At 64.2% G+C, this 23,237-nt stretch carries 26 protein-coding genes; 13 read left to right on the plus strand and 13 right to left on the minus strand.

Annotation, left to right across the window (positions count from 1 at the left end):
• Window positions 1-76 precede the first annotated feature (76 nt).
• Complete coding sequence (locus BRA1417_RS0124490) at window positions 77-379, plus strand: hypothetical protein (RefSeq protein ID WP_027518070.1); 303 nt, start codon at window positions 77-79, stop codon at window positions 377-379.
• A gap of 3 nt (window positions 380-382) precedes the next feature.
• Here BRA1417_RS0124490 and BRA1417_RS0124495 read toward each other — a convergent pair whose 3' ends face one another.
• Together BRA1417_RS0124495 and BRA1417_RS0124500 are read right to left on the minus strand one after the other, a co-directional pair.
• The gene (locus tag BRA1417_RS0124495; RefSeq protein WP_027518071.1) at window positions 383-619 is read right to left on the minus strand and encodes a hypothetical protein; all 237 of its coding nucleotides are present in this window, start codon (window positions 617-619) and stop codon (window positions 383-385) included.
• A 336-nt stretch (window positions 620-955) separates the two neighbouring features.
• On the minus strand, window positions 956-1,243 hold the full coding sequence (locus BRA1417_RS0124500) for a hypothetical protein (RefSeq protein WP_027518072.1): 288 nt from the start codon (window positions 1,241-1,243) through the stop codon (window positions 956-958).
• Window positions 1,244-1,433: 190 nt separating this feature from the next.
• Between BRA1417_RS0124500 and BRA1417_RS0124505 the strand changes: the two genes are divergently transcribed.
• From BRA1417_RS0124505 to BRA1417_RS0124515, 3 genes are all read left to right on the plus strand, one after another.
• Window positions 1,434-2,021 (plus strand): formyltransferase family protein, encoded by a 588-nt coding sequence (locus tag BRA1417_RS0124505; RefSeq protein ID WP_027518073.1) that lies wholly within the window; start codon window positions 1,434-1,436, stop codon window positions 2,019-2,021.
• 198 nt (window positions 2,022-2,219) lie between these two features.
• Window positions 2,220-2,564: a hypothetical protein gene (locus BRA1417_RS42980; RefSeq protein ID WP_084462288.1), complete on the plus strand. Its 345-nt coding sequence runs from the start codon at window positions 2,220-2,222 to the stop codon at window positions 2,562-2,564.
• Window positions 2,509-3,054, plus strand: a complete 546-nt coding sequence (locus BRA1417_RS0124515) for a hypothetical protein (protein ID WP_027518074.1) — start codon at window positions 2,509-2,511, stop codon at window positions 3,052-3,054. Before BRA1417_RS42980 ends, BRA1417_RS0124515 begins: the two co-directional genes overlap by 56 nt.
• Before the next feature lie 52 nt (window positions 3,055-3,106).
• Here the strand turns inward: BRA1417_RS0124515 and BRA1417_RS0124520 are convergent, their stop codons facing one another.
• Window positions 3,107-3,505 (minus strand): RidA family protein, encoded by a 399-nt coding sequence (locus tag BRA1417_RS0124520; RefSeq protein WP_027518075.1) that lies wholly within the window; start codon window positions 3,503-3,505, stop codon window positions 3,107-3,109.
• A 151-nt stretch (window positions 3,506-3,656) separates the two neighbouring features.
• On the opposite strand from BRA1417_RS0124520, the gene BRA1417_RS0124525 reads away from it, so the two are divergent.
• A complete protein-coding gene (locus BRA1417_RS0124525; RefSeq protein WP_027518076.1) occupies window positions 3,657-4,532 on the plus strand; it encodes a DMT family transporter in 876 nt (291 codons plus the stop codon).
• A gap of 204 nt (window positions 4,533-4,736) precedes the next feature.
• Complete coding sequence (locus BRA1417_RS0124530; RefSeq protein WP_027518077.1) at window positions 4,737-6,167, plus strand: caspase family protein; 1,431 nt, start codon at window positions 4,737-4,739, stop codon at window positions 6,165-6,167.
• A 75-nt stretch (window positions 6,168-6,242) separates the two neighbouring features.
• Here the strand turns inward: BRA1417_RS0124530 and BRA1417_RS0124535 are convergent, their stop codons facing one another.
• Entirely contained in the window at window positions 6,243-6,485 is a 243-nt protein-coding gene (locus tag BRA1417_RS0124535; RefSeq protein WP_027518078.1) for a BrnA antitoxin family protein, read from the minus strand.
• A 3-nt stretch (window positions 6,486-6,488) separates the two neighbouring features.
• Window positions 6,489-7,466: a cysteine synthase A gene (cysK, locus tag BRA1417_RS0124540; protein WP_027518079.1), complete on the minus strand. Its 978-nt coding sequence runs from the start codon at window positions 7,464-7,466 to the stop codon at window positions 6,489-6,491.
• Window positions 7,467-7,688: 222 nt separating this feature from the next.
• Between cysK and BRA1417_RS0124545 the strand changes: the two genes are divergently transcribed.
• A complete protein-coding gene (locus BRA1417_RS0124545) occupies window positions 7,689-7,907 on the plus strand; it encodes a hypothetical protein (protein WP_026233474.1) in 219 nt (72 codons plus the stop codon).
• A gap of 15 nt (window positions 7,908-7,922) precedes the next feature.
• Here BRA1417_RS0124545 and tgt read toward each other — a convergent pair whose 3' ends face one another.
• Window positions 7,923-9,071: a tRNA guanosine(34) transglycosylase Tgt gene (gene tgt, locus BRA1417_RS0124550; protein WP_027518080.1), complete on the minus strand. Its 1,149-nt coding sequence runs from the start codon at window positions 9,069-9,071 to the stop codon at window positions 7,923-7,925.
• A gap of 227 nt (window positions 9,072-9,298) precedes the next feature.
• Between tgt and BRA1417_RS0124555 the strand changes: the two genes are divergently transcribed.
• The 4 genes from BRA1417_RS0124555 to BRA1417_RS0124570 all read left to right on the plus strand — a co-directional run bounded on the left by BRA1417_RS0124555 (window position 9,299) and on the right by BRA1417_RS0124570 (window position 13,474).
• Window positions 9,299-10,483, plus strand: coding sequence for a patatin-like phospholipase family protein (locus tag BRA1417_RS0124555; RefSeq protein WP_245286266.1), 1,185 nt, complete (start codon window positions 9,299-9,301; stop codon window positions 10,481-10,483).
• A gap of 134 nt (window positions 10,484-10,617) precedes the next feature.
• Entirely contained in the window at window positions 10,618-11,364 is a 747-nt protein-coding gene (locus tag BRA1417_RS0124560; protein WP_027518082.1) for a TetR/AcrR family transcriptional regulator, read from the plus strand.
• Between the two features lie 249 nt (window positions 11,365-11,613).
• Window positions 11,614-12,216 (plus strand): PepSY domain-containing protein, encoded by a 603-nt coding sequence (locus BRA1417_RS0124565; protein ID WP_027518083.1) that lies wholly within the window; start codon window positions 11,614-11,616, stop codon window positions 12,214-12,216.
• Window positions 12,217-12,436: 220 nt separating this feature from the next.
• Window positions 12,437-13,474 carry an aspartate-semialdehyde dehydrogenase gene (locus BRA1417_RS0124570; RefSeq protein ID WP_027518084.1) on the plus strand — a complete coding sequence of 346 codons (1,038 nt, stop codon included), beginning with the start codon at window positions 12,437-12,439 and terminating at the stop codon, window positions 13,472-13,474.
• Between the two features lie 111 nt (window positions 13,475-13,585).
• On the opposite strand, the gene queA is transcribed toward BRA1417_RS0124570, so the two are convergent.
• From queA to coaD, 5 genes are all read right to left on the minus strand, one after another.
• On the minus strand, window positions 13,586-14,659 hold the full coding sequence (gene queA, locus BRA1417_RS0124575) for a tRNA preQ1(34) S-adenosylmethionine ribosyltransferase-isomerase QueA (RefSeq protein WP_027518085.1): 1,074 nt from the start codon (window positions 14,657-14,659) through the stop codon (window positions 13,586-13,588).
• A 141-nt stretch (window positions 14,660-14,800) separates the two neighbouring features.
• Complete coding sequence (locus BRA1417_RS0124580; protein ID WP_027518086.1) at window positions 14,801-15,265, minus strand: peptidylprolyl isomerase; 465 nt, start codon at window positions 15,263-15,265, stop codon at window positions 14,801-14,803.
• Window positions 15,262-15,687, minus strand: a complete 426-nt coding sequence (locus BRA1417_RS0124585) for a hypothetical protein (RefSeq protein WP_027518087.1) — start codon at window positions 15,685-15,687, stop codon at window positions 15,262-15,264. Before BRA1417_RS0124585 ends, BRA1417_RS0124580 begins: the two co-directional genes overlap by 4 nt.
• 8 nt (window positions 15,688-15,695) lie before the next feature.
• Complete coding sequence (locus tag BRA1417_RS0124590) at window positions 15,696-16,259, minus strand: peptidylprolyl isomerase (RefSeq protein ID WP_007590733.1); 564 nt, start codon at window positions 16,257-16,259, stop codon at window positions 15,696-15,698.
• A 41-nt stretch (window positions 16,260-16,300) separates the two neighbouring features.
• On the minus strand, window positions 16,301-16,795 hold the full coding sequence (gene coaD, locus BRA1417_RS0124595; protein WP_007610644.1) for a pantetheine-phosphate adenylyltransferase: 495 nt from the start codon (window positions 16,793-16,795) through the stop codon (window positions 16,301-16,303).
• A 247-nt stretch (window positions 16,796-17,042) separates the two neighbouring features.
• On the opposite strand from coaD, the gene BRA1417_RS0124600 reads away from it, so the two are divergent.
• Together BRA1417_RS0124600 and BRA1417_RS0124605 are read left to right on the plus strand one after the other, a co-directional pair.
• Window positions 17,043-17,300, plus strand: a complete 258-nt coding sequence (locus tag BRA1417_RS0124600; protein WP_027518088.1) for a hypothetical protein — start codon at window positions 17,043-17,045, stop codon at window positions 17,298-17,300.
• Window positions 17,301-17,515: 215 nt separating this feature from the next.
• Window positions 17,516-19,369: a potassium transporter Kup gene (locus tag BRA1417_RS0124605; RefSeq protein WP_027518089.1), complete on the plus strand. Its 1,854-nt coding sequence runs from the start codon at window positions 17,516-17,518 to the stop codon at window positions 19,367-19,369.
• A gap of 270 nt (window positions 19,370-19,639) precedes the next feature.
• On the opposite strand, the gene BRA1417_RS0124610 is transcribed toward BRA1417_RS0124605, so the two are convergent.
• Window positions 19,640-20,017, minus strand: a complete 378-nt coding sequence (locus BRA1417_RS0124610) for a BA14K family protein (protein WP_027518090.1) — start codon at window positions 20,015-20,017, stop codon at window positions 19,640-19,642.
• A 127-nt stretch (window positions 20,018-20,144) separates the two neighbouring features.
• Window positions 20,145-22,889: a DNA gyrase subunit A gene (gene gyrA, locus BRA1417_RS0124615; protein WP_027518091.1), complete on the minus strand. Its 2,745-nt coding sequence runs from the start codon at window positions 22,887-22,889 to the stop codon at window positions 20,145-20,147.
• Between the last annotated feature and the right edge of the window lie 348 nt (window positions 22,890-23,237).

A 23,237-nucleotide genomic window follows, 5' to 3' on the forward strand; every position in this document is an offset into this window, starting at 1 on the left:
TGCGCCGATGCCGTTTGGACTCCGTTCACCGATCGCCGCTAGAGCAGGATGGATCTTCCGAAAACGAACGCGCGCCATGGCCGACCTCAACGCCGTCCTCACCAGGCTCAACGACCGTCTGCTCCGCCTCGAGGGCGAGCTGTTCGTGCTGCGCTCGCTGGCCCGCGCGACGCTGACGGCGGGCGATGACCACGCGGCGCGAATGCGCAAGCTGGTCGAGGCCGCAAAGGTCGCGCTCGACGACGAGGCCACGCGCCCCCTCGACAAGCCGACGCGCAAATATGTCGATGCGGCGACCGCGCTGGTGGAGGAATTGCTGGTCGAGCCGACCCAGGCACGGCCGTTGTTCACCGTCATCGACGGCGGGCGGCGCGACTGAGCGTCAAACTGGCCGGCTATCGTCCGTCGCAGCGATATCGCCTGCCTTGAGCCGGCTGAGGCCGGCTTCGATGATCGCGATCTCCTCGTCGATCTGCCCGATCGGCAGGCTGAAGTCGTAGCCGGACCTGCTCTTCAGATCGACCGCAAGCCGCTGTCTGTGCATCATCAGCTCGTCGAGGCCGCGCCGGTTCTTCAGCCGGACATAGACGTCGACGATCTGCTCAATCGCGCTCGGCATGAAATCGGTCCCGGCGAAACAGCCCGCACGGCGCACCCACGCCGGCGGGACAATCTCGGTGTCGCGGTACGCAATACAAATCCGCGACGGATTCGTCGATACGCCAAGCTGGTTGATATCATGTTACCGTCGGATGATTTCGTGATGGCCGAGCATGAAAAAGCCGCTGGCAATCACGCCAGCGGCCATCCGGGTTCGAAAACGGATGCGGGTTGAAATGTCGCCAGCCCCGGTGGGTCCACCTTCTAACGGCAAATCCCGGATCTCTGTGTTAAAAACGAAACACAGGAACAGGCGTATCTCTAATCGCCGCCCGACCGTGGCGGCGTGGCACGGCTAGTCTGTGACGCAGAAATATTTGCGCGGCAGCCTGCGGTAGGCGCTGTAGCGGTAATGCGGCCGGTACGCGTAGCCGCGATAAAGAGCCGGCGGCTCCTGGCCATAATAGGCGCCGTGATAGAAATTGATGACCGGCCCTTCCGCGCAACGATAAGTGTCCCAGGTCGGGCCGATGAAGGGCGCCACACCAACCTCGGGCGGAACCACCGGATAGAGCGGACCGCCGGCGCGCGCTGGAGTGGTTGCGGCCAGCGCCGCGAGAAGGACAAACCACGCGCTTCGCATGCGTTCGCTCCGAGCCGATGCCATACGCTCATGGAAGCACCGGACCGGCCGACGCCGCAATCGCGGAATTGATCGCGCACCCCTCGCCCGGTGCATTGTTGATAACCGGCGCAAACCCGGCGCGGGTGGTGACAGGACGTCCGGACGTGTTATCGGGAGATGACGCAGTTGCGAGACGGATCGGACACCCATGCGCATTACCCTTGTCGGCTCCCGCCATTTCGGCGTGACCACCCTGAACATGCTCCGGGAGCACGGTGTCTCGATCGTGCGGGTCGTGGTGGCCGACGCCGAGGATCGTCTCGCCGCGACAGCCAAGGCGGCGGGCATCGACGTCGTGGTCCAGGCCAATCCCAAGCTGGTGGTCGCCTCCGAGATCGCCCCCGACACCGACCTGATCGTCACCGCGCACAGCCACGCCCGGATCGGCAAGGACGCGCTCGAGGCCGCGAAGCTGGGCGGGATCGGCTATCATCCCTCGCTGCTGCCGCGCCACCGCGGCAAGGCGGCCGTGGAATGGACTATCAAGGAAGGCGATCCGATCGCCGGCGGCACGATCTATCACCTCGCCGACCGCATGGACGCCGGCGCCATCGCGGCCCAGGAGTGGTGCTTCGTCAAGAAGGGCGAGACCGCCCGGGAACTGTGGGAGCGCGCGCTCGCCCCGCTCGGGCTCAAATTGCTGGCCGACGTGATCGATTACGCCAAGGTCCACAAGGCGCTGCCGTCCAAGTCCCAGGACGAGCAGTTCGCGACCTCGGCGCCGAGCATTTCCTGAGCCCCTTTCCTGAGTCGCTGTCCTGACGTTTACCCTTAACGTGAAGGGGCGTTGATTCTGCTTCGAAAATTGCAGCCGGAAACCCAAATAAACCATTGTTCCCACAGGAACAATTTTCGATTTGGCACCGCACCAAATTTCCGTCACATTTGGCCCGAATAAGGGTCAGCATATCAGACAAATTCAAGGACGGATTTTATGCGTTTTGCTCGCATTGCGGCGTTCTGTGCCGCTCCAGTTATCACCCTCGCCGCGCCCGCTTTCGCCCAGACTCCCTATGACGGCAACTGGCAGGTCACCATCGTCACCAAGAGCGGTTCCTGCGAGCCGACCGCAAGCTCCTTGCTGACGGTTGCCGACGGCAAGATCACCGCGCCCGGCGCTAACGTTTCCGGCACCATCGGCAGCGGGGGACTTGTGAAAGTTTCGATCAATGGTGCATATGCCAACGGTCAACTCAGCGGCAACGCCGGATCGGGAAAGTGGAATGGAGCATCTGCAGGCATACCGTGCAGCGGGCGGTGGGAAGCATCGCGCCAATAGAAAAATCGTGACCAGCGGTCTGGGCCAGCGGCTCCTGATTGCGGCGGCCGTCATGTTTGCGGCCGGAATTGCCAGCTCGGAGAGCAAGGCCCAGTCGGGCCCGTTCGCCCCGCTGGCAGGCAGTTGGAGCGGCTCAGGCACGGTCACCCTGGATGACGGCTCGACCGAGCGGATCCGCTGCCGGGCCAAATACGCTCCGATCGGACCAACGATGGAGTTGTCTCTGACCTGCGCCAGCGACGCCTACAAGTTCAATCTCGGCGCCAACGTCAAGGCTGAAGGCAACGCCATCGCCGGCAGCTGGTCCGAGGCCAGCCGCAATATCAGCGGCTCCCTTTCGGGCCGCGGCGCCGGCGGAAATTATGAGCTGCTCGCCTCCGCTGCCGGCTTCAACGCCAACATCTCGCTGAAGACGTCCGGCAACAAGCAGAACGTTACGATGCGCGCCGACAGCCAGTTCCGCGGCGCCAACATCTCGCTGTCGCGCTAAACCGATACGAGTAGATTGACAATCGGCCCGGCGATCGCGCCGGGTCGATTTTTTATGTGCCCGGCACGAACGCCGTGACCTCGATCTCGACCTTGGCCCGGTCGTCCACGAGGCCGCCGATGTAGAGCAAGGTCGAGGGCGGAAAATTGCGCCCCAGCGTTTCCTTCCAGGCCGCGCCGATGCCGGCCCCCGCGGCCTCATATTCGCTGCGGCTGGTCAGGTACCAGGTCAGGCGGACGATATGCTCGGGGCTGGCGCCGGCCTCGCCCAGGAGCTTGATGATCCGCTTCAGCGCGGTCCCGACCTGCGCTGCCATCTCAGGCGCGTAATTGCCGGTCTCGTCGCCGCCGGTCTGCCCGGCCAGCACCACCCAGCGGCCCGGCCCCTCGACCGCGACGCCATGGGAAAAGCCGCGCGGTTTTTTCCACTCGGCCGGCTGCAAGATGTGCATGAGCGAAGATCTCCCGATTTTTCTCGTTGTTCAGTGATGCCTTAGCACGCCGCCATGCATCGCTGCACCGGCAGATTTGGCCGTTGCAAACGGCGACGATGTCGCCGATACCGGCCCTCCCTCAGAACCCTCGCCTCCCAAACCTGCGCCGATGAACACCACACCGTCCAAAACGATGGCTGCCCTGTGGATGGCGGGCTGGCTGTCGCTGATGCTGGTCATGGCGGTCGCCGGGCGCGAGACCACGCGCGAGCTGAATGTATTTCAGATCATGGAAGTGCGTTCGCTGATAGGCTTCCTGTTGCTTTCGCCGATCATCTATCGGGCCGGCGGCTTCAAGGTGCTCAGGACGTCGCGCCTGCCGCAGCACATCGGACGCAATTTGGTGCACTATGTTGCGCAGCTCGGCTGGTTCTTCGCGCTGACGCTGATCCCGATCGGACAGGTGGTGGCAATCGAGTTCACCATGCCGATCTGGACGGCGCTGCTCGCAGCGAGCCTCCTCTCCGAGCGCATGACGCCGTGGAAGATCGCCGCCATCGCGCTCGGCCTCTTCGGTGTGATCGTCATCGTCCGACCCGCCACCGGCGAGATCAATCCCGGTCAACTCATCGCACTCGGCGCCGCGATGGGCTTTGGCGTGTCCATGGTGCTCGTCAAATCGCTGACCCGCACCGAAAGTGCGCTATCGATCCTGTTCTGGATGCTGGTGGTGCAATCGGTCGCGGGCCTGATTCCGACGCTGTTCGTCTGGACGTGGCCCTCCGCTTATGTCTGGGCATGGGTCGGCGTGATCGGCGTCTGCGGCACGTTTTCGCACTACTGCCTCGCCAGCGCGATGCGCTATGCGGATGCGACCATCGTCGTTCCCATGGACTTTCTGCGGGTTCCATTGACCGCGACCGCTGGCTGGCTGCTGTATTCGGAGCGGCTTGACACCTGGACGGTGGTCGGCGCCGCGCTGATCCTGTTCGGCAATCTCCTGAATCTAAAGCCGGCTTCGCCGGTTCCCGCCCGCGCGCGCTGAACCTCGCGCCGCCTCGCGCGACAAAACCAAGTGGCCGTGTGATTTGGATCACGTTGGAAGGGTATTCCATCGTGCACATTCTGCCACACAGCAGCGGGTTGAACGCGACGAACTGCCGTTTTGGTGGCGCCGAGGCGGGCACTTCATGTAAGTTCGTTGCCAATTCGTTGCTGCCTGCAATTTCGATTCTGTTGGGGATTCCAGATGCGCACTCTCACCCTCCTCGCGTCGCTGATGTGCATGGCACTGTCGGTCAGTGCCGCGAAGGCCGACCGCCGTGTTGCTTTCGTCGTCGGCAACGGCACCTACAAGAACGTCGCACAATTGCCGAACCCGCCGATCGACGCCAAGGCGATGGCGGCAACGCTGCGCAATGTCGGCTTCGAGGTGATCGAAGGTTCGAACCTGTCGCGCGACCAGATGACGGAGAAGCTGCTGGACTTCGGCCGCAAGGCGCAGGGCTCCGATGTCGCAGTGTTCTATTATGCCGGTCACGGCATCGCGGTCGGCGGCTCCAATTATCTTCTGCCTGTCGACGCCGACATCAAGTCGGAGATGGACGTCAAGCTCGGTGCCGCCATCAACATCGATCTGACGCTCGAGCAGACCATGGGCGACGCCAAGGTCAAGCTGGTCTTCCTCGACGCCTGCCGCGACAATCCGTTCGCCGCCAAGATCAAGTCGAACTCCGCGACGCGCAGCGTCAACGTGCAGAGCGGTCTTGCCGAGATGAAATCCGGCGAAGGCACGCTGATCGCGTTCGCCACCGGCCCGGGCCAGACCGCGCTCGACGGCCAGGAGGGCAACAACAGCCCGTTCACCCGTGCGCTGATCGACAACATCACCAAGCCTGGCATCGAGATCCAGCAGGCGATGACGTCGGTCCGCGCCCAGGTCAACGAGGAGACCCACAAGGGTCAGCTGCCCTGGGGCCACACCAATCTGATCGGCGCGGTCTATCTCAACCAGGCTCCGACGACCCAGGTCGCCAATGCGGCACCGACGGCTGCTGGCAACGTGCCAATGGCGACGAGTGGCAATTCGGACGGTGTCGAGCTCGAATACTGGCGCTCGGTCAAAGAGAGCAACAAGTCGGAAGAGCTCAACGCCTACCTCTCCGCCTACCCTAACGGTCAGTTCAAGGCGCTGGCGCTGGCACGCCTCGCGGCCATCAAGAGCGGCCCTTCGACCGCGACGCGGACTCTCACCGCTGGCGTCGATCCCGCGACCTTCACCGATGAGGCCACCCAGCTTACCGAGGACCAGATCGGCCTCGACAAGAACCAGCGCCGCGACGTTCAGCGTCGTCTGGGCGGGCTCGGCTTCGACAACAAACAGACAGGCGTGTTCGGCGACGAGACCCGGTCGGTGCTCAAGCGTTGGCAGGCGGCGCGCGGCTATCCCGCGTCAGGTTACCTGAACAAGCTCCAGCACAAAGCTTTGCTTTCGGAGGTCGTGGCCGGCCCGCCGACCGCGAGCGACAACGGCCAGAAGGCAGCCCGCCGGGCCGCCGCCCCCGCGGCCAGCGGCGCGCCCGCACCGGCTCCCCATCGCAGCAGCGGCGGCGATCCTGCCGGAGCAGCCTTCGTCGGTGGTGTCGTCGGCGGCATGATGGGCGGCATGTTCCGCCGCTGAGGCGAGGCCAATCGCAGATACAAAAGCCCGGCTCGCGCCGGGCTTTTTCGTTGCGAATAGCCAAACCTTTGGCGTCTACTTGCCCGCGGCCTTTCGCAGCGCCTCGTTGATGCGATCCTGCCAGCCGGGGCCGCCGGCTTGGAAATGCTCCAGCACGTCCTGGTCGATCCGCAGCGTGACCTGCTCCTTGACCCCCGGCGCCACGTTCTGTTTTGGCGGCGCTGCGGCGACCTTCGCCGTCACCTTCTTGAACGCCGCCTCGGCCTCCGTCCTGGCGTCGCCCAACGTCCGCGGCCGCCTCGGTGGTTGATCCGCCATGTCCTAGATTCCCTCAAACAGAGCCGTCGAAAGATACCGCTCGGAGAAGGACGGCACTATAGCCAGGATGGCTTTTCCCGCAGCTTCCGGCCGCTTGCCGATCTCGAGGGCCGCGGCGATCGCGGCGCCCGAGGAGATGCCGCCCGGAATGCCCTCGTGCCGCGCCAGCGCCCGCGAGGTCTCAATCGCCGTCGTCGAGTTGATCTTCACGATCTCGTCGATCACCGAGCGATCGAGGATGTCGGGGACGAAGCCCGCACCGATGCCCTGGATCTTGTGCGGCGTATGCTGGCCGCCGGACAGCACCGGGCTCTCCTCCGGCTCGACCGCGACCACGCGCAGCGAGGGCTTGCGCGGCTTCAGCACTTGGCCGACGCCGGTGATGGTGCCGCCGGTGCCGACGCCGGCGACGAAGAAGTCGATGCTGCCAGCGGTGTCGTTCCAGATCTCCTCCGCGGTGGTGCGGCGGTGCACCTCTGGATTGGCGAGATTCTTGAACTGCTGCGGCATCACCGAATTCGGCGTAGTCTTCAACAGCTCTTCGGCCGTCGCAATCGCGCCCTTCATGCCTTGCGCGGCCGGTGTCAGCACCAGCTCCGCGCCGAGAAAAGCCAGCATCTTGCGGCGTTCGATCGACATCGACTCCGGCATCACCAGCTTGAGCCTATAGCCGCGCGACGCCGCGACGAAAGCCAGCGCGATTCCGGTATTGCCGGAAGTTGGTTCGATCAGCACGGTGTCGGGCTTGACGACGCCGGCCTTCTCCATCGCGATGATCATGGCCGCGCCGATGCGATCCTTCACGCTTGCGGCGGGATTGAAATATTCAAGCTTTGCCAAAATGGTCGCGTTCACGCCGTGCATGCCCGGCAGCCGGCGCAAGCGCACGATCGGCGTGTCGCCAAAAGCATCGACGATCGAGTCATAGATCCGGCCGCGGCCGGGTTGGTGCGCTGCACCCGTGGTGGACGATGCGTCCATGATGAACTCCCTGTGGCGACGATTGTGCTTCTGTCGCAGCTCTTGCGCAGTTAGAGACAGCCTGCGGCGACACGCAAGCGACATTGCGGCACATGTTAAATACGCTGCATCGCAAAATCGCGTGAACTGCAATTATCAGAAAACCAACGCATTTGTGTTGCGACCTCGTCAACTGATTCTGCTTATGTTAGACTTAGGTCTCAAAGCTGGGAGGTCACCACGATGTCAGCAGTCGCTGAAGTGTTGTCGACCGTCGCACCGAACCGCGCTCCGCGTTGCAGTGAGTTGCCGGCCTGTCCCGTCTGCGCCGACTCCATGATCGCCGCCGAAGGTTCTGCGTATCTGTCGGAACACGTGATCAGCTATCTCTGGACCTGCGACAATTGCGGCTACGGCTTCGTGACCAAGCACTCCGTCAAGCAGCGCCTCGTCTGCAACTGACGTTTTGCACTTGACCTAGCGCGGGGCGATGTCGCCCCTCGCCCAGTCCTCGCGCGTACGCCGATAGAACTCCTCGAACGTGCCCTGTGCGATCGCGTCCCTGATGCCCTGCATCAGGAACTGGTAGTAAGCGATATTGATCTCGGACAGCAGCATCGCGCCCAGCGTCTCGCCCGCCTTGACGAGATGGTGCAAATAGGCGCGCGCGTAGCTGCGTGCCGACGGCCATGAGCTCTCTTCGTCGAGCGGACGGGGATCATCGGCGTGGCGGGCGTTGCGCAAATTGACCTGGCCGAAGCGTGTGAAGGCAACGCCATGCCGGCCATTGCGCGTCGGCATCACGCAATCGAACATATCGATGCCGCGCTTGACCGCCTCGAGGATGTCGTCCGGTGTGCCGACGCCCATCAGATAGCGCGGCCGCTCTCTCGGCAGCAGCGGCGCGGTCTCGTCGATCATCGCCAGCATCACCGCCTGCGGCTCGCCGACGGCGAGGCCCCCAATCGCATAACCATGGAAACCGATCTCGACGAGGCCTTGCGCGCTGGCATGGCGAAGCTGGGGTATGTCGCCGCCCTGCACGATGCCGAACAGCATGTAGCCGTCGGGCGCGGTCTCGAAGGCGCGCTTGCTTCGCTCGGCCCAGCGCAGCGACAATTGCATCGCGCGATCGATGTCGGCGCGCTCGGCAGGCAGTCGCACGCATTCGTCCATCTGCATGGCGATGTCGGAGCCGAGCAAACGCTGCACCTCGATCGAGCGCTCCGGCGACAGCTCGACCTTGGCGCCGTCGATATGCGAACGGAACGTCACGGCCTGCTCGCTGACCTTGCGCAAATCCGCCAGCGACATCACCTGGAAGCCGCCGGAATCCGTCAGCATCGGCCCGTTCCAGCCGGTGAATGTCTGCAAGCCGCCAAGTGCTGCGATCCGCTCGGCGCCGGGGCGCAGCATCAGATGATAGGTATTGCCGAGCACGATGTCGGCACCCGCCTCACGCACCTCGCGCCAGTGCATGCCCTTCATTGCGCCGGCGGTGCCGACCGGCATGAAGGCGGGTGTGCGCACCACGCCGTGCGGCGTGGTTAGGCGCCCGGTGCGCGCGGCGCCATCCTTGGCGAGCAGTTCGAAATGGTTGGGCAGACCGGTGTCAGGACGATTCATGACGGTGCTTATTGCGTGTCGGAGCGGGCCGATCAACCCGCTCAGGCGATGCCTCGGCCAGCTTATGCATCAGACCGGAACAACGGACACCAATATTGGGGACACGAAATTGTGCGCCGGCGGCGCTTGTTGAACAAAACGATACAGTGTAGTTTTATCTTGGGGCTGGACGAGCTGCCGCGGCGATTTGCCGGCGGCGGTAGATGCGTGATCGCCAGCCACCGACAATGCCCTTCCCTTCAAGTTCGATTGACACGGCCGGCCGTTCGCAGGGCTGGGCAAGGCAGACCGGCGCCCGCCTGTTCGGATGGCTGGTCCTGACGTGTAGTCTGGCGCTCGGCGCCTGCACCTCCCTGCCCCGCACGCCCTATACGGCCACCGAAGCCAGCACATCGCGCGTGCTCGATATCGACGGCCTGCGGCGCTACGCCGACGAACCCATCACGAAATTCAGCTTCGAGAAGGACACCAGTACCGCGAGCAAGTCCTATCTGGCGCTGTCAGGCGGCGGTGCCGATGGCGCCTACGGTGTCGGCGTGCTGAACGGCTGGACCGCGGCCAGAACCCGTCCCACCTTCTCGGTCGTCTCCGGCGTGAGCACCGGCGGCCTGATCGCACCCTTTGCGTTTCTCGGCTCGCGATATGACGACACGCTGAAGGAGGTCTACACCAGCGGTGTCGCGGAGAGCCTGTTGAGCGATCCCAGCATCATGCGCGTGCTGTTCGGATCCGGCCTGTTCGGCAACACGCGGCTGCGCGAGCTCGTCGCCCGCTATGTCGGGCCGGAGATCATGGCGCAGGTCGCGCGTGAAAACGCCAAGGGGCGCAAGTTGCTGGTGGTGACGACAGATCTCGACACCCAGCGCACCGCGATCTGGGACATGGGCAAGATCGCCACGGTCGGCACGCCTGAGGCGCTCAAGCTGTTTCGCGACGTGATGGCGGCCTCCGCCAGCATCCCCCTGGTGTTTCCGCCCATCATGATCGACGCCGAAGGCGAGGGCCGCAGGTTTCAGGAGATGCATGTCGACGGCGGCGTGACGGCCCCGGTGCTGACACTGCCGGAAGCCCTGCTTTTCCAGGGCAGTCGCCTGCCCGGCCCTGCGATGCTGGACATCTACATCCTCGTCAACAAGAAGATCGAACGCAATTTCGAGCTCGTCTCCAACAGCACCATCGACGTCGCCTCACGCAGCCTGTCGTCGATCACGCAGTCGCAGACCCGTTCGATCATCTTCTCGACCTATGATTTTGCCAGGCGCAACCACCTCGGCTTCCACCTCTCCTACATCGCGCGCGACTATCCGGCGGCTCCCTCGGAAGGCTTCGACACCGCCTATATGCGAGCGCTGTACCAGTACGGATATGAGAAGGCGGCGTCGGGCCAGGCCTGGACTTCGACGCTTCCGTAAGCGCTCGCTGAGGAACAGGGCCGTGCCGAGACGGTTGACGATGGCGCCTATTCGGCCAGATTAGCCATGACGCACCCGTTACTGCGCGTTATAGAGCAATGACGGATGTCACGACCGCGCAGGAATCATTGGGCATGGGATTGACTGCGACCAAGACAAGACCAGCAGCGCCGCGACGCGAGGTGCCGAAATCGCGCGGCGGCCGACCGACGAAAAGCGCCGCGATCGAGCGCGATCAGCGGCTGATCGAGGTCGCCACCCGCCTGTTCCTGGATCGCGGCTTTGACGCCACCTCGCTCGATGCGGTCGCGGAAGCCGCGCGCGTGAGCAAGCCCACCGTCTATGCCCGTTACGGCGACAAGCGCGGATTGTTCGCCGCCGTGCTGCGGCGCGAGATCGCACGATGGCTCGCACCGTTATCCGCGGCCGCCGAGACCCAGCTCAGCAGCGCCTCGGACATCTCGGTCGAACAGCGGCTGGTCGAGATCGGGCGCGAGATGCTGACATTCACCTGCGGTCCCGATGCCGTCGCCTTCAGCCGTATGATGACGTCGCAGGCCATCAACTTCCCTGACATCGCCAAGCTCGGCAAGGAGGAAGGCTGGCTCAAGGCCGTCGCCACCACGGCACGCTTCTTCGACCATCTGGTGGCGCAAGGCGCGCTCGACGTCGACGACACCACCATCGCGGCGGAAGTGTTTCTCGACGTCGTCGTGGGGCACAACCATCGCCTGGCGACGTTTGGAACGCCGCCGGAGATGAAGGCTGCGGAAAAGCGCATGCGCGCTGCGATCAAGCTGTTCCTGGCAGGCGCGCTGGGATCTGCGGACGGCGTCCAGAGCGCTGCCAAGGGCACGCAGCGGCGGCGCCCGTCGCGCTGACAATTCCGTGAGGTTGCGATCTTTCCAGGGGGATCCTGCGCCCACGCCATTGACGAAAACAAAACGATACGGTATGGTTTCATTAATGGGCGATGCGGATCGCTTTTTCACCAGCCCCAAAGAGGTCCGCACCGCCTCGATCGCCGCGGCGGACAGCCCGTCACGACGCTCAGCGGCCGACCGATGCCCAAGGTCGGCCGCAAATTCTTTACGATCATCCGGCATACTCGCTGGCCGAGGGGTTCGAGCATGACGACGGCCAAACGACGGATCTCGGGATTGTTCGCGATCACCCTGTCCGCACTCCTCCTCGCCGCTCCGGCGCGGGCGATCGTGAGCTCGGGTACGCCGACCACGCTTCACAGCGACACAGATGGTGACGCCGAGGCCGATCGCCAAGCGGTCAGTCGCGAGATCGAGCGCTTCCGCGGCTCGTCGATCTCGATCAACCAGGCCATGGCGATTGCGGAAGCTTGTCACGCCGGTGCCACCACGGCGGATGTGAGTTTCGACGGAGCCTCCGGCGTGCCGGTCTACCGGGTGAAGACCCTGCACAACGACCGGATCTGGCGCCACACCATCAATGCCGCGACCGGCGAGCTCGTCGGCGGGGAAGCCGCCCTCCCTCTCGCCGAGCTCGACCTGGACGACCGCAGCAACCTCGCAGCGCTCGGTGCCATCAAGCACCGACTTGCGGATGCCGTGCACGTCGCCGAACGCGCGGCCTCCGGCAAAGCGATCAGCGGCGGACTGGTGCGCGAACGCGGCCGGCTGAATTTCGCGATCGTCGTCATCAGTGGCGACAACCTCAAGGAGGTCATCCTCGAGCCGCCGGGCGTCCGGACCAAATAGCGGCAGCCCCAATCCCGCCGAAAAGCCATTGACGGGCGCAAAACTCTCCCGCATAAGCTCCCGCCATGTTCACGACCACCAAACGCACGACTAAAACCACCACGGCCTTCGGGGCCCGGGGAGGCGTGCGCGTGTAGTCGTCGACTAGAACGCAATCCACTCTACCGAAGCCCCGCCCTCGTTGGTCCGGGGCTTTTTTGTTGTCTGAATTCTCAAATCAATGGAGGACAAAGTGAGTAACGATCCCGTCGTCGCAATTGTCGGCGTCACCGGTGCGGTGGGCGCCGAATTCATCGCCACCATGGACAAGCGCGGCTTTCGCGTCGGCAAGCTCAAGGCGCTGGCCAGCGCCCGCTCGGCCGGCAAGACGGTGTCGTTCTGTGGGCAGGACGTCGTCATCGAGGAGCTGACCGAACGCGCCTTCGAAGGCGTCGACATCGCCCTGTTCTCCGCCGGCGGCAGCATCTCGAAGAAGTATGCCCCGATCGCGGTCAAGGCGGGTGCCGTCGTCGTCGACAACTCCTCCGCCTTCCGCATGGATCCGAACGTGCCGCTGGTGATCCCCGAAATCAACGCGAACCGCATCCGCGACCACAAGGGCATCATCGCCAACCCGAACTGCGCCGCCATCACGGCGCTGGTGCCGCTGTGGCCGATCCACCAGAGCAACCGCATCAAGCGCGTGATCATCTCGACCTATCAGGCGGCCTCCGGCGCCGGCGCTGCCGCAATGGACGAGCTGGTCGAGTCCACCCGCGCCAACCTCAACGGGCAGGTTTATACGCCGAAGGTGATGCCGCATCCCTACGCCTTCAACCTCTTCAACCACAACACGGCGATCGACCCTGACACCGGCTACAACGACGAAGAGACCAAGGTCATCAACGAAACCCGCAAGATCTTCGAGGACGACAAGATCGCGATCGGCGTCACCTGCGTGCGCGTGCCGGTGCTGCGGGCTCATTGCGAGGCCATCACCTTCGAATGCGAGAAGCCGATCAGCGAGGATCAGGTCCGTGCCATCATGGCGCGAGCGCCCGGTGTCAAGGTCGTCGACGACCGTGCCAAGAACTACTTCCCGATGCCGATCGACGCTTCGGGCCAGGACGACGTCCTGGTCGGTCGCATCCGCAAGGACCTCAGCGACCCCTCCGGGCATTCGATCTCGATGTTCGTGGCGGCGGACCAACTGCTCAAGGGCGCTGCGCTCAACGCGGTACAGATCGCGGAGCTCCTGCCGCAGCGGGTGATGGCGTAACGGGAGGTGCGTAGGGTGGGCAAAGGCGCGCAAGCGCCGTGCCACCATTTCCCTCGCGCATCCACGAAAGATGGTGGGCACGCTTCGCTCTGCCCACCCTACGGCGCCGAATTAGTCGCGCGCCCGAAACAACAGACACGCATCGCCATAAGAATAGAACCGATAGCCGGTCGCGATCGCGTGTGCATAGGCCTGCTGCATCATCTCCAGCCCGGAGAACGCCGAGACCAGCATGAACAGTGTCGATTTCGGCAAATGGAAATTGGTCAGCAGAACATCGACGGCGCGGAAGCGATAGCCGGGAGTGATGAAGATCGACGTCTCGGCGGCGAACGGCTCAATGGTGCCGTCCTCGCCGGCTGCGCTTTCGAGCAGACGCAACGACGTGGTGCCAACCGCGATGATACGGCCGCCGTTCTTGCGCGCGGTGTTGAGTCGTTCCGCCGTCTCGGCCGAGAGCGTGCCCCACTCGGCATGCATCTTGTGGCCTTCGGTGTCGTCCACTTTCACCGGCAGGAAGGTCCCTGCCCCGACATGCAGCGTGACGCGATTGATGCCGACGCCGCGCGCGTGCAGCGCCTGCTCCAGCGCGGGCGTGAAATGCAGGCCTGCTGTCGGCGCGGCAACGGCGCCTTCGTTCGCCGCGAACATGGTCTGGTAGTCGGCGAGATCCTGATCGTCAGGCGTGCGTTTCGAGGCAATGTAGGGCGGCAGCGGCGGGCTGCCGAGATCGGCGATGGCTTGATCCAATGTGGGGCCGTGGAACGAAAATGACAGCGTCACCTCGCCTTCCGCGCCCTTGGCCTCGACCTCGGCGTCGAGATGGCCGAGCAGGCAGACCTTGCCCTCATTGCCAAAGCGGATGCGGTCACCGGCCGTGAGTTTCTTGGCGGGCTTCACCAGCGCCTGCCAGCGCGAGCCGTCGAGCCGTTTGATCAGCGTTGCCTCGATCTTCGGCTCGGTCTCGCGGCCGATGCGACGGCCTTTCAATTGCGCCGCGATCACCTTGGTGTCGTTGACGACGAGCTGGTCGCCCGGCTTCAGCCATTGCGGCAGGTCGGCGACGATTTGGTCGCGCAACGTGCCGTGATCGACAACCAGCATCTTCGCGGAGTCGCGCGGTCTCGCCGGGCGCAATGCGATGCGCTCGGCGGGCAGGTCGAAATCGAAGAGGTCGGTGCGCATCGCGGGCTCACGGCCGTACAGTCAGACCCTCATGGTGAGGAGGCGCGGAGTGCCGTCTCGAACCAAAGGCCGGGCTGCAGCAGCGGGGCCTTCATCCTTCGAGACGCGCGTTCCGCGCGCCGCAGGATGAGGGTTGAACGCCTACTCCGCGTCAGCCGCCATCCGCGCCTTGACGATCTTGTCGGGGTTCTGCACGGGCTCGCCGCGCTTGATCTTGTCGACGTTCTCCATGCCCTCGGTGACCTTGCCCCACACCGTGTACTGGTTGTCGAGGAAGCGGGCGTCGTCGAAGCAGATGAAGAACTGGCTGTCGCCGGAATCCGGGCTGGCGGCGCGCGCCATCGAGGTGGTGCCGCGCACATGCGGCTCCTTGTTGAACTCGGCCTTCAGCTTCTGGCCGGAGCCGCCAGTGCCGGTGCCCTGCGGGCAGCCGGTCTGCGCCATGAAGCCGTCGATCACGCGATGGAACACGATTCCGTCGTAGAAGCCTTCGCGCACGAGCTCCTTGATGCGCGCGACGTGGCCGGGCGCCAGATCAGGCCGCATCTCGATGGTGACGGGGCCCTGCGTGGTCTCGAGGATCAGTGTGTTTTCGGTGGCGCTCATGCTCGTCTCTCTTGGGTTGGGGGTGAAGTCCTGTCAGGTGAAGATTTGCGGTTGCGAAACTGGATCGCGAATGGACGCCCCGCAGCCGCGCCAGCCATCGCATCGGTAAATGGCATCGGCGTGCAGCGTTGCAATGCCTCCATCACCGCGACCCGGTATTGCAGCCGGTCCTCGTCGGAGGCCTCTGCGGATTCATAGGTAATCCTCGGATGGCCCAGAATGTTTCCAGCCCGGTTAAAGCTCACGACGACGGTGATGTCGATCGGGCGGGCCTTGGCGGCGGGCGGCGGCTTCCAGCAGGTGCGCAGATGCCGGAAGATGTCCTGGATGGTGTTGACCCGTGCGTCCTCGGCGATTGCGCCGGGGACGCCGAGCAGCAGCACCGCGGCAACCAGCAGGAGCTTGCCACCGCAGCGCGCCATCGCCGCTCCTACTTGATGTCGGAAGCGACCTGCACCTTCACCATCTTGTCGGGGTCGGTGACGGTGCCGCCGCTCGATCCGGGAGGCGCCTTCTTCAGCTTGTCGACGACGTCCATGCCCTGCACGACCTCGCCGATCACGGTGTACTGGTTGTCGAGGCTGCCGCCGTCGGCGAACATGATGAAGAACTGCGAATTCGCGGTGTCGACGCTGTCGCCGCGCCGGGCCATGCCGACGATGCCGCGCGCAAAATGCACCTTGGAGAATTCCTGCTTCAGGTTCGGATATTTCGAGCCGCCGGTGCCGTTGAAGTTTTGACCGTCGCCGGTCTGCGCCATGAAGCCGTCCATGACGCGGTGGAACGGCACGTTGTTGTAATAACCCTCGCGTGCAAGCTGCTTGATGCGCTCGGCGTGCTGGGGCGCAAGGTCCGGCCTCAGCTTGATGACGATGCGGCCCTTGGTGGAGTCGATGACGATGGCGTTGGCCTTGTCGAGGCCGGCCGGCAAGGCTTGCGCGAAGGCCGGCACCGCGAACAGAACCGCGGCAAGAACTGCGAGAATTCGGATCATGATAACTCCGGATCAGAGATGAGAAAGGAAACGCGCCGCTATCAGGCGAATTTTGCCTTGAGCTGGGCCGCAACCAGCGGCGGGACGAAGGCCGAGACATCCCCGCCCATGGCTGCGATCTGGCGCACCAAAGTGGCGGTGATCGGGCGGACCATGGGAGAAGCCGGCAGGAACACCGTATGCACCTCGGGCGCCATGGCCTCGTTCATGCCGGCGAGCTGCATCTCGTAGTCGAGGTCGGTGCCGTCGCGCAGGCCCCGAATCATGATCGTCGCACCGTGCTTGCGCGCCGAGGTCACCGATAGATCGTCGAACGTCGCAGCTTCGAGGACGCAGCCGGCCTGGGCCGCCACCGGCCCGCAAACGTCATGGAGCATCTTCAGCCGCTCCTCGGTCGAGAACAGCGGCTTTTTGCCGGGGTGCACCCCGATCGCGACAACGAGCCTGTCGCACAGCGACACGCTATGCCGGACCACGTCCAGATGGCCGTTGGTGATGGGGTCGAAGGAACCTGGATAGAAGGCAATGCGGGGCATGGCCACGTCCTACCGCGCCCTGCCCGGCCCGGCAAGCCGGTCAGGTTCCCTGGCGGTTTTTCCGCAGAACCGTGTCGGAATGCGTCGAATTGTTTCGTCCTGAGGGCGGCCACGAAACAAAACGGAGCGCGAACGAAACCATTTCCCACGTTCGCGAAGACGTCCCGAAACTGGCCATGGTTACTAATCCAGCCAACGAACGACGGGCCGCACACTGGGCGTAGCGGCCGCATCACAGGGGACTGTCATGATCAAGGCTCTTTCGGCGATCGCGATCTCTGCGTGTGTTGCTGCCGCTCTCACCCTCCTGCCCGGCTTCGCCCCGACCGTCGAGGCGAGCGTGCCGCAGCCGCTCGCCAAGAGCGACCGGCTCGACATCCGCACCATCGGCAAGGACTGCTCGCAGCAGGCCTGGCCGAATTTCGAGGCGACCTGCCTTCGCCAGGCCGGCACCAAAGCAAACATCCGCGAGGCTCGCCTCGTGACCGCCAACCGCACTCCGTAGTGGGGTCTGTCAGTTTCGCGTCAGGAATCCTCGGGATAAGTCCCAACTACAAACCCCAAAGATAACCCATAGATATTTGCGACGTCCCGTCGCAGACTGCCTGATGCTCGCGCCCGCCGGAATGACCCGTCGGGCGCGATCCCATCGAGGGGTCACCATTGTCCAGTACGCCCGCAGTCGCCTCCGGCCATCAACCTGATCCGCTGCCGCTTGCCATGACCATGGGCGCCCTCGGGGTGGTCTACGGCGATATCGGCACCAGCCCACTCTATGCCCTGAAGGAAGCCGCCAAGGCCGCCGCCCACGGCGGCACATTGACGAACGATGCCGTTCTGGGCGTTGCCTCGTTGATCCTCTGGGCACTGTTGCTGATCATCTCGCTGAAATATGCGCTGTTGATTCTGCGCGCGGACAACCGCGGCGAAGGCGGCATCGTCGCGCTGCTGGCGCTGCTGCACGCGCGCAACGCCCAACCCGGCACCTGGCGCGCGCATCTGCTGGTCGTCGGCCTCGTCGGCGCCGCGCTGCTGTACGGCGACGGCGCGATCACGCCCGCGATCTCGGTGTTATCAGCCATCGAAGGCCTGAAGGTCGACGCCCCCTCGCTCGCGCCGGCGGTAGTGCCCGTGACCGTGGTCATCCTGATCGGACTGTTCATGATGCAGAAGCAGGGCACCGGCTTCATCGGCCGCATCTTCGGACCGGTGATGCTGGCATGGTTCTTTGTGCTGGCAGCGCTCGGCATTCACGGCATCGTCAAGGCGCCGGCAGTGCTGGTGGCGCTGAGCCCGCTCTATGCGTTCGACTTCCTGATCCACCAGGATTTTCATGTCTCCTTCGCGATCCTGGGGGCCGCCTTCCTCGCGGTGACCGGCGGCGAAGCCATGTATGCTGACATGGGGCATTTTGGCCGGCTGCCGATCCGGCTGGCCTGGTTCGCGATCTGCCTCCCCGCGCTGGTGCTGAACTATTTCGGCCAGGCCGCGCTGCTGATCACCGACCCCACCATGATCGAAAATCCGTTCTTCCAGCTCTGCCCCGACGCCCTGCACTATCCGCTGGTCGCGTTCTCGGCGGTCGCGACCGTGATTGCCTCGCAGGCCATCATCTCCGGCGTGTTCTCGCTGACGCAGCAGTCGATCCAGCTCGGCTTCCTGCCGCGCATGCAGATCCGTCACACCACGAGCGACGCGATCGGACAGATTTACGTGCCGTTGGTGAACTGGCTGCTCGCCGCCGCAACGCTGGGCGCCGTCCTGAGCTTCGGCAGCTCGGAGGCGCTGGCCGGCGCCTATGGCATCGCGGTGTCGCTGTTGATGGCGATCACCACGCTGCTCGCCGCCCTGGTCGCGATCCAGTGGGGCTATTCGCCGTGGCTCGTGGTGGCCGTGAACGGCTTCTTCTTCGCAATCGATGTGATCTTCTTCTCGGCCAATTCCATCAAGCTGTTCGAGGGCGGCTGGTTTCCGCTGATGCTCGCAGCCTTCGTCGCCTTCCTGATGCTGACCTGGCGCAGCGGCGTGAAGCTCGTCGAAGCGGCACGCGCGAAGCTGCGCCAGCCGGAGGAGGATCTGATCGAGACCGCGGTCAACAAGTGCACCGCAAGACTCCCCGGCACCGCAGTGTTCCTGGCGTCGGCGCCACGCGGCGTCCCGCTGGCGCTGACCCAGTTCGTCAAGCACAACCACGTGCTGCACGAGCGCATCATCCTGGTCACCGTGCTGATCGAGGAGCTTCCTCACATCGCCGACGAAGACCGCATCGAGGTGATCGAGATCATTCCCGGCATTACCCGCGTCGTCCTGCATTACGGCTTCATGCAGAACCCGACGATCTACGATGGGCTGACCCTCGCCTGCCGCCACGGCAAACTGCCCGGGATCGACCTCGACGACATCACCTATTACGTCGGCCGCGAAACCATCATTCCGCGCGAGGACGTGCCCGGCATGTGGGTCTGGCGCGAAACCGTGTTCGCCTTTCTGCAACGCAATGCCGAACGCTCCGCCGCGTTCTTCGGCGTGCCGACCAAGCAGGTGGTGGAGTTCGGCACGGAGCTGGAGATTTAGCTGGTCCCCCGCGCGGCTAAAGCAAGCATCGACGTCGAGCCGCAGCTAGACCGCAAATTATGTAGTTTTGTGCTCGCGGCGGCGAGCTGATGCTGGCCCACGATGACAGTGAATTAAACTGAGGTATCAACGTTCCGACAATGCGTTTCCCTCCGCCGGAGGCTCGCGAGTGGGTATGACCACTTCAATATCGATGCACTGTCACCCGGCACGGAGCTGGAGCGAGGAGCTCGGGAGCCACGTCGATCGCGCGGCTCCCTCGCTTGTCCGTTATGGACAGGCGTAACGCTGCCCGTCGTAGGCCAGATACGTTCCCGAGGCCGGATCGTAGGACTTGTAGCGTTGGGCACAAGAGCTCACAGCATCCTGGCGTGCCTGGCTGTTGGCGATCGCGCCGCCGATAATCGCTCCGGCCGCCAGTCCGCCGATCACAGCTGCACCGGTTCCGTAGCCCCGATGTCCGTAGCCATGGTGATATCCGCGATGGCCATGACGCCAACCGGGGCGATACTGGACGGTCTCGACATTCACTCCATTCACACCGAGCGCTTGATCTGCTTGAAGCGGCGCAGCCGAGACAGATTGCATAGTGGCCAGAGCGGTCGCACCAGCGAGAGCGGCAGCAAGCAGAGTTCGGGATTGTCGCATGATAAACTCCGTCATTTCATCAACGCGGAGCCAACAAGCGTATTTTGATGCAGTTCCTGAATGAAACAGGTTTAATCAATCGCGTCACAAGGTCACACGCATGGACGGAGGCGCGCGGCAGGGCGCATCACTCCCCGTTTGCGTCTCCGTTCGCACCATTTCCGCTCTCGGCCTCTTCGGTGATGTGCTCGACCGAGACGACATGTTCGTCCTCGGCGGTGTCGAACACGATCACGCCCTGGGTCGAGCGGCCGGCGACGCGGATGCCTTCGACCGGGCAGCGAATCAGCTGGCCCTTGTCGGTGACCAGCATGATTTGATCAGCGTCCTCCACGGGGAAAGACGCGACCAGATTGCCGTTGCGGTTGTTGACGCTCATGGCGACGATGCCTTTGCCGCCGCGGCCGGTGGTGCGGTACTCGTAGGACGAGGTCCGCTTGCCGTAGCCGTTGACGGAGACGGTCAGCACGACCTGCTCCTGCGCCGACATCTCGATGTAGCGCTCCTGGGCGAGCTGGAAGCTGCCGGAGGTCTCCTCGGCCTCGGCGTCCGCCGCAGGCTCCTCGGCCGCAGCTTCGCCGGCGACCGCACGACGCATCTTCAGATACGCCGAGCGCTCGTCGGACGTCGTCTCGACGTGGCGCAGGATCGCCAGCGAGATCACCTTGTCGCCCTCGGCAAGCGCTATGCCGCGCACGCCCATGGAGGTGCGGCCGGTGAACACGCGCACGTCGGTGACGGGGAAGCGGATGCACTGGCCGCCGGCGCCGGTCAAAAGCACGTCGTCGTGCTCGGTGCAGATCTGCACGTCGACAATCGCTTCGTTGTCGTCGAGCTTCATCGCGATGATGCCGGAGCGGCGGACATCGACGAAGTCGGACAGCTTGTTGCGCCGGACGTTGCCGCCGGTCGTGGCGAACATCACGTCGAGATTGCCCCAGGTGGACTCGTCCTCCGGCAGCGGCATGATGGTGGTGATGCGCTCGCCCTGCTCCAGCGGCAGGATGTTGATCAGCGCCTTGCCGCGCGCATTCGGCGCGGCCATCGGCAGGCGCCAGACCTTGATCTTGTAGACCTGGCCGCGCGAGGAGAAGAACAGCATCGGCGTATGCGTGGACGCCACGAACAGCCGGCTGACAAAATCCTCGTCGCGGGTCTGCATGCCGGCGCGGCCCTTGCCGCCGCGGCGCTGCGCCCGGTAGGCAGACAGCGGCACGCGCTTGACGTAGCCGGCGTGCGAGACGGTGACGACCATGTCCTCACGCTGGATCAGGTCCTCGTCCTCGACCTCGCCTTCCTGCTCGATGATGACGGTGCGGCGCGGGGTTGCAAACTCGGCCTTCACTTCGGCGAGCTCGGACTTGATGATTTCCAGCACGCGGTCGCGCGAGCGCAGGATGTCGAGATAGTCGGCGATCTCGCCGGCGAGCTTGTCGAGCTCTTCGCGGATTTCGTCGCGGCCGAGTGCGGTGAGGCGTTGCAGGCGCAAATCGAGAATGGCCCTCGCCTGCTCCATCGACAGCCGGATCGTGCCGTTCTCGCTGATGCGGTGGCGCGGATCGTCGATCAGCGTCAGCATGTCCTCAACGTCGCGGGCGGGCCAGTCGCGCGACATCAGGGTGTCGCGCGCGGTCGTCGGGTCGGGCGAGGTCCGGATGACGCGGATCATCTCGTCGATATTGGCGACCGCGATCGCGAGACCGACCAGGATGTGGGCGCGATCACGGGCCTTGGCCAGCAGGAACTTGGTGCGCCGCGTGACGACCCGCTCGCGGAAGTCGACGAAGATCGCCAGCAGGTCCTTCAGATGCATGATCCGCGGACGGCCGCTGTCGAGCGCCACCATGTTGACGCCGAAGCTCGTCTGCAGCGGCGTGAACCTGTAGAGCTGATTGAGCACCACATCCGGCACGGCGTCGCGTTTCAATTCGATGACGACGCGGTAGCCGTCGCGATCGGATTCATCGCGCAGGTCGCCGATGCCCTCGATCTTCTTTTCCTTGACCAGCTCGGCGATGCGCTCGACCATCGTCGCCTTGTTCACCTGGTAGGGAATCTCGGTGATGATGATCGCCTCGCGCTCCTTGCGGATGGTCTCGATCGCGACCTTGCCGCGCATCATGACCGAGCCGCGGCCGAGGTGGTAGGCGGCGCGGATGCCCTGCCGTCCGAGGATGACGCCGCCGGTCGGGAAATCCGGTCCCGGCACGATGTTGATGAGCTCGTCGATGGTGAGCGCGGGGTTGTCGATCAGCGCGACGCAGGCGTCGATCACCTCGCCGAGATTGTGCGGCGGGATGTTGGTGGCCATGCCGACCGCGATGCCGCCGGCGCCGTTGACGAGCAGGTTCGGGAACTTGGCCGGCAAGACCGACGGTTCGGTCTCGTTATTGTCGTAGTTCGGCTGAAAGTCGACCGTGTCCTTGTCGATGTCGGCCAGCAGGGCCAGCGCTGCCTTCGTCAATCGGGCTTCGGTATAACGATAGGCAGCCGGAGGATCGCCGTCGACCGAGCCGAAATTGCCCTGACCGTCGATCAGCGGCACGCGCATGGAGAAGTCCTGCGCCATCCGGACCATGGCGTCGTAGATCGACTGGTCGCCATGCGGATGATATTTACCGATGACGTCACCGACCACGCGGGCGGACTTGACGTACTTCTTGTCCGGCGTGTGCCCCTGCTCGTTCATCGAGTACAGGATGCGGCGATGCACCGGCTTCAGACCATCGCGGGCGTCAGGCAGCGCCCGCGCCACGATCACGCTCATGGCGTAGTCGAGATAGGACTTCTTCATCTCCTCGAAGATGGAGACGGGGCGAATATCCGAGGGTTGCGCCGGCTGGTCGCCGGGCTTGTCGTCGTCGTCAGCCAAGGGGAAATCCGGTGAGGTTTTATCTGGGAATCATATAGCGCATCGAGCCTCTGATAACCACCCTCGCGGCGTTCTGGGAAGCGCTTTTTCCGCCTATTTTTCCAACAACTTAAGCCCTTGCGAGCGGTGTCTCGGACAGCCCCCGCATCGACCTTGCAAAATCGCCGCTCACGCGTGGAAAATCGCGCGGCGGTCTGGCCCCGTCAGCGCGCTTGCGAAGCCGCAATCCGAGCTCACCCGAAACATGAAGCGGGCCCGGAAATTCCGAGCCCGTCCTGCCGATTAGGGGGATTTTCTGACACGAGATGAGAAGCACCGCCCATCCGGCCGGCGCGTCGCATTGAGACG

The organism is Bradyrhizobium sp. WSM1417, from assembly GCF_000515415.1.
Taxonomy (GTDB): domain Bacteria; phylum Pseudomonadota; class Alphaproteobacteria; order Rhizobiales; family Xanthobacteraceae; genus Bradyrhizobium.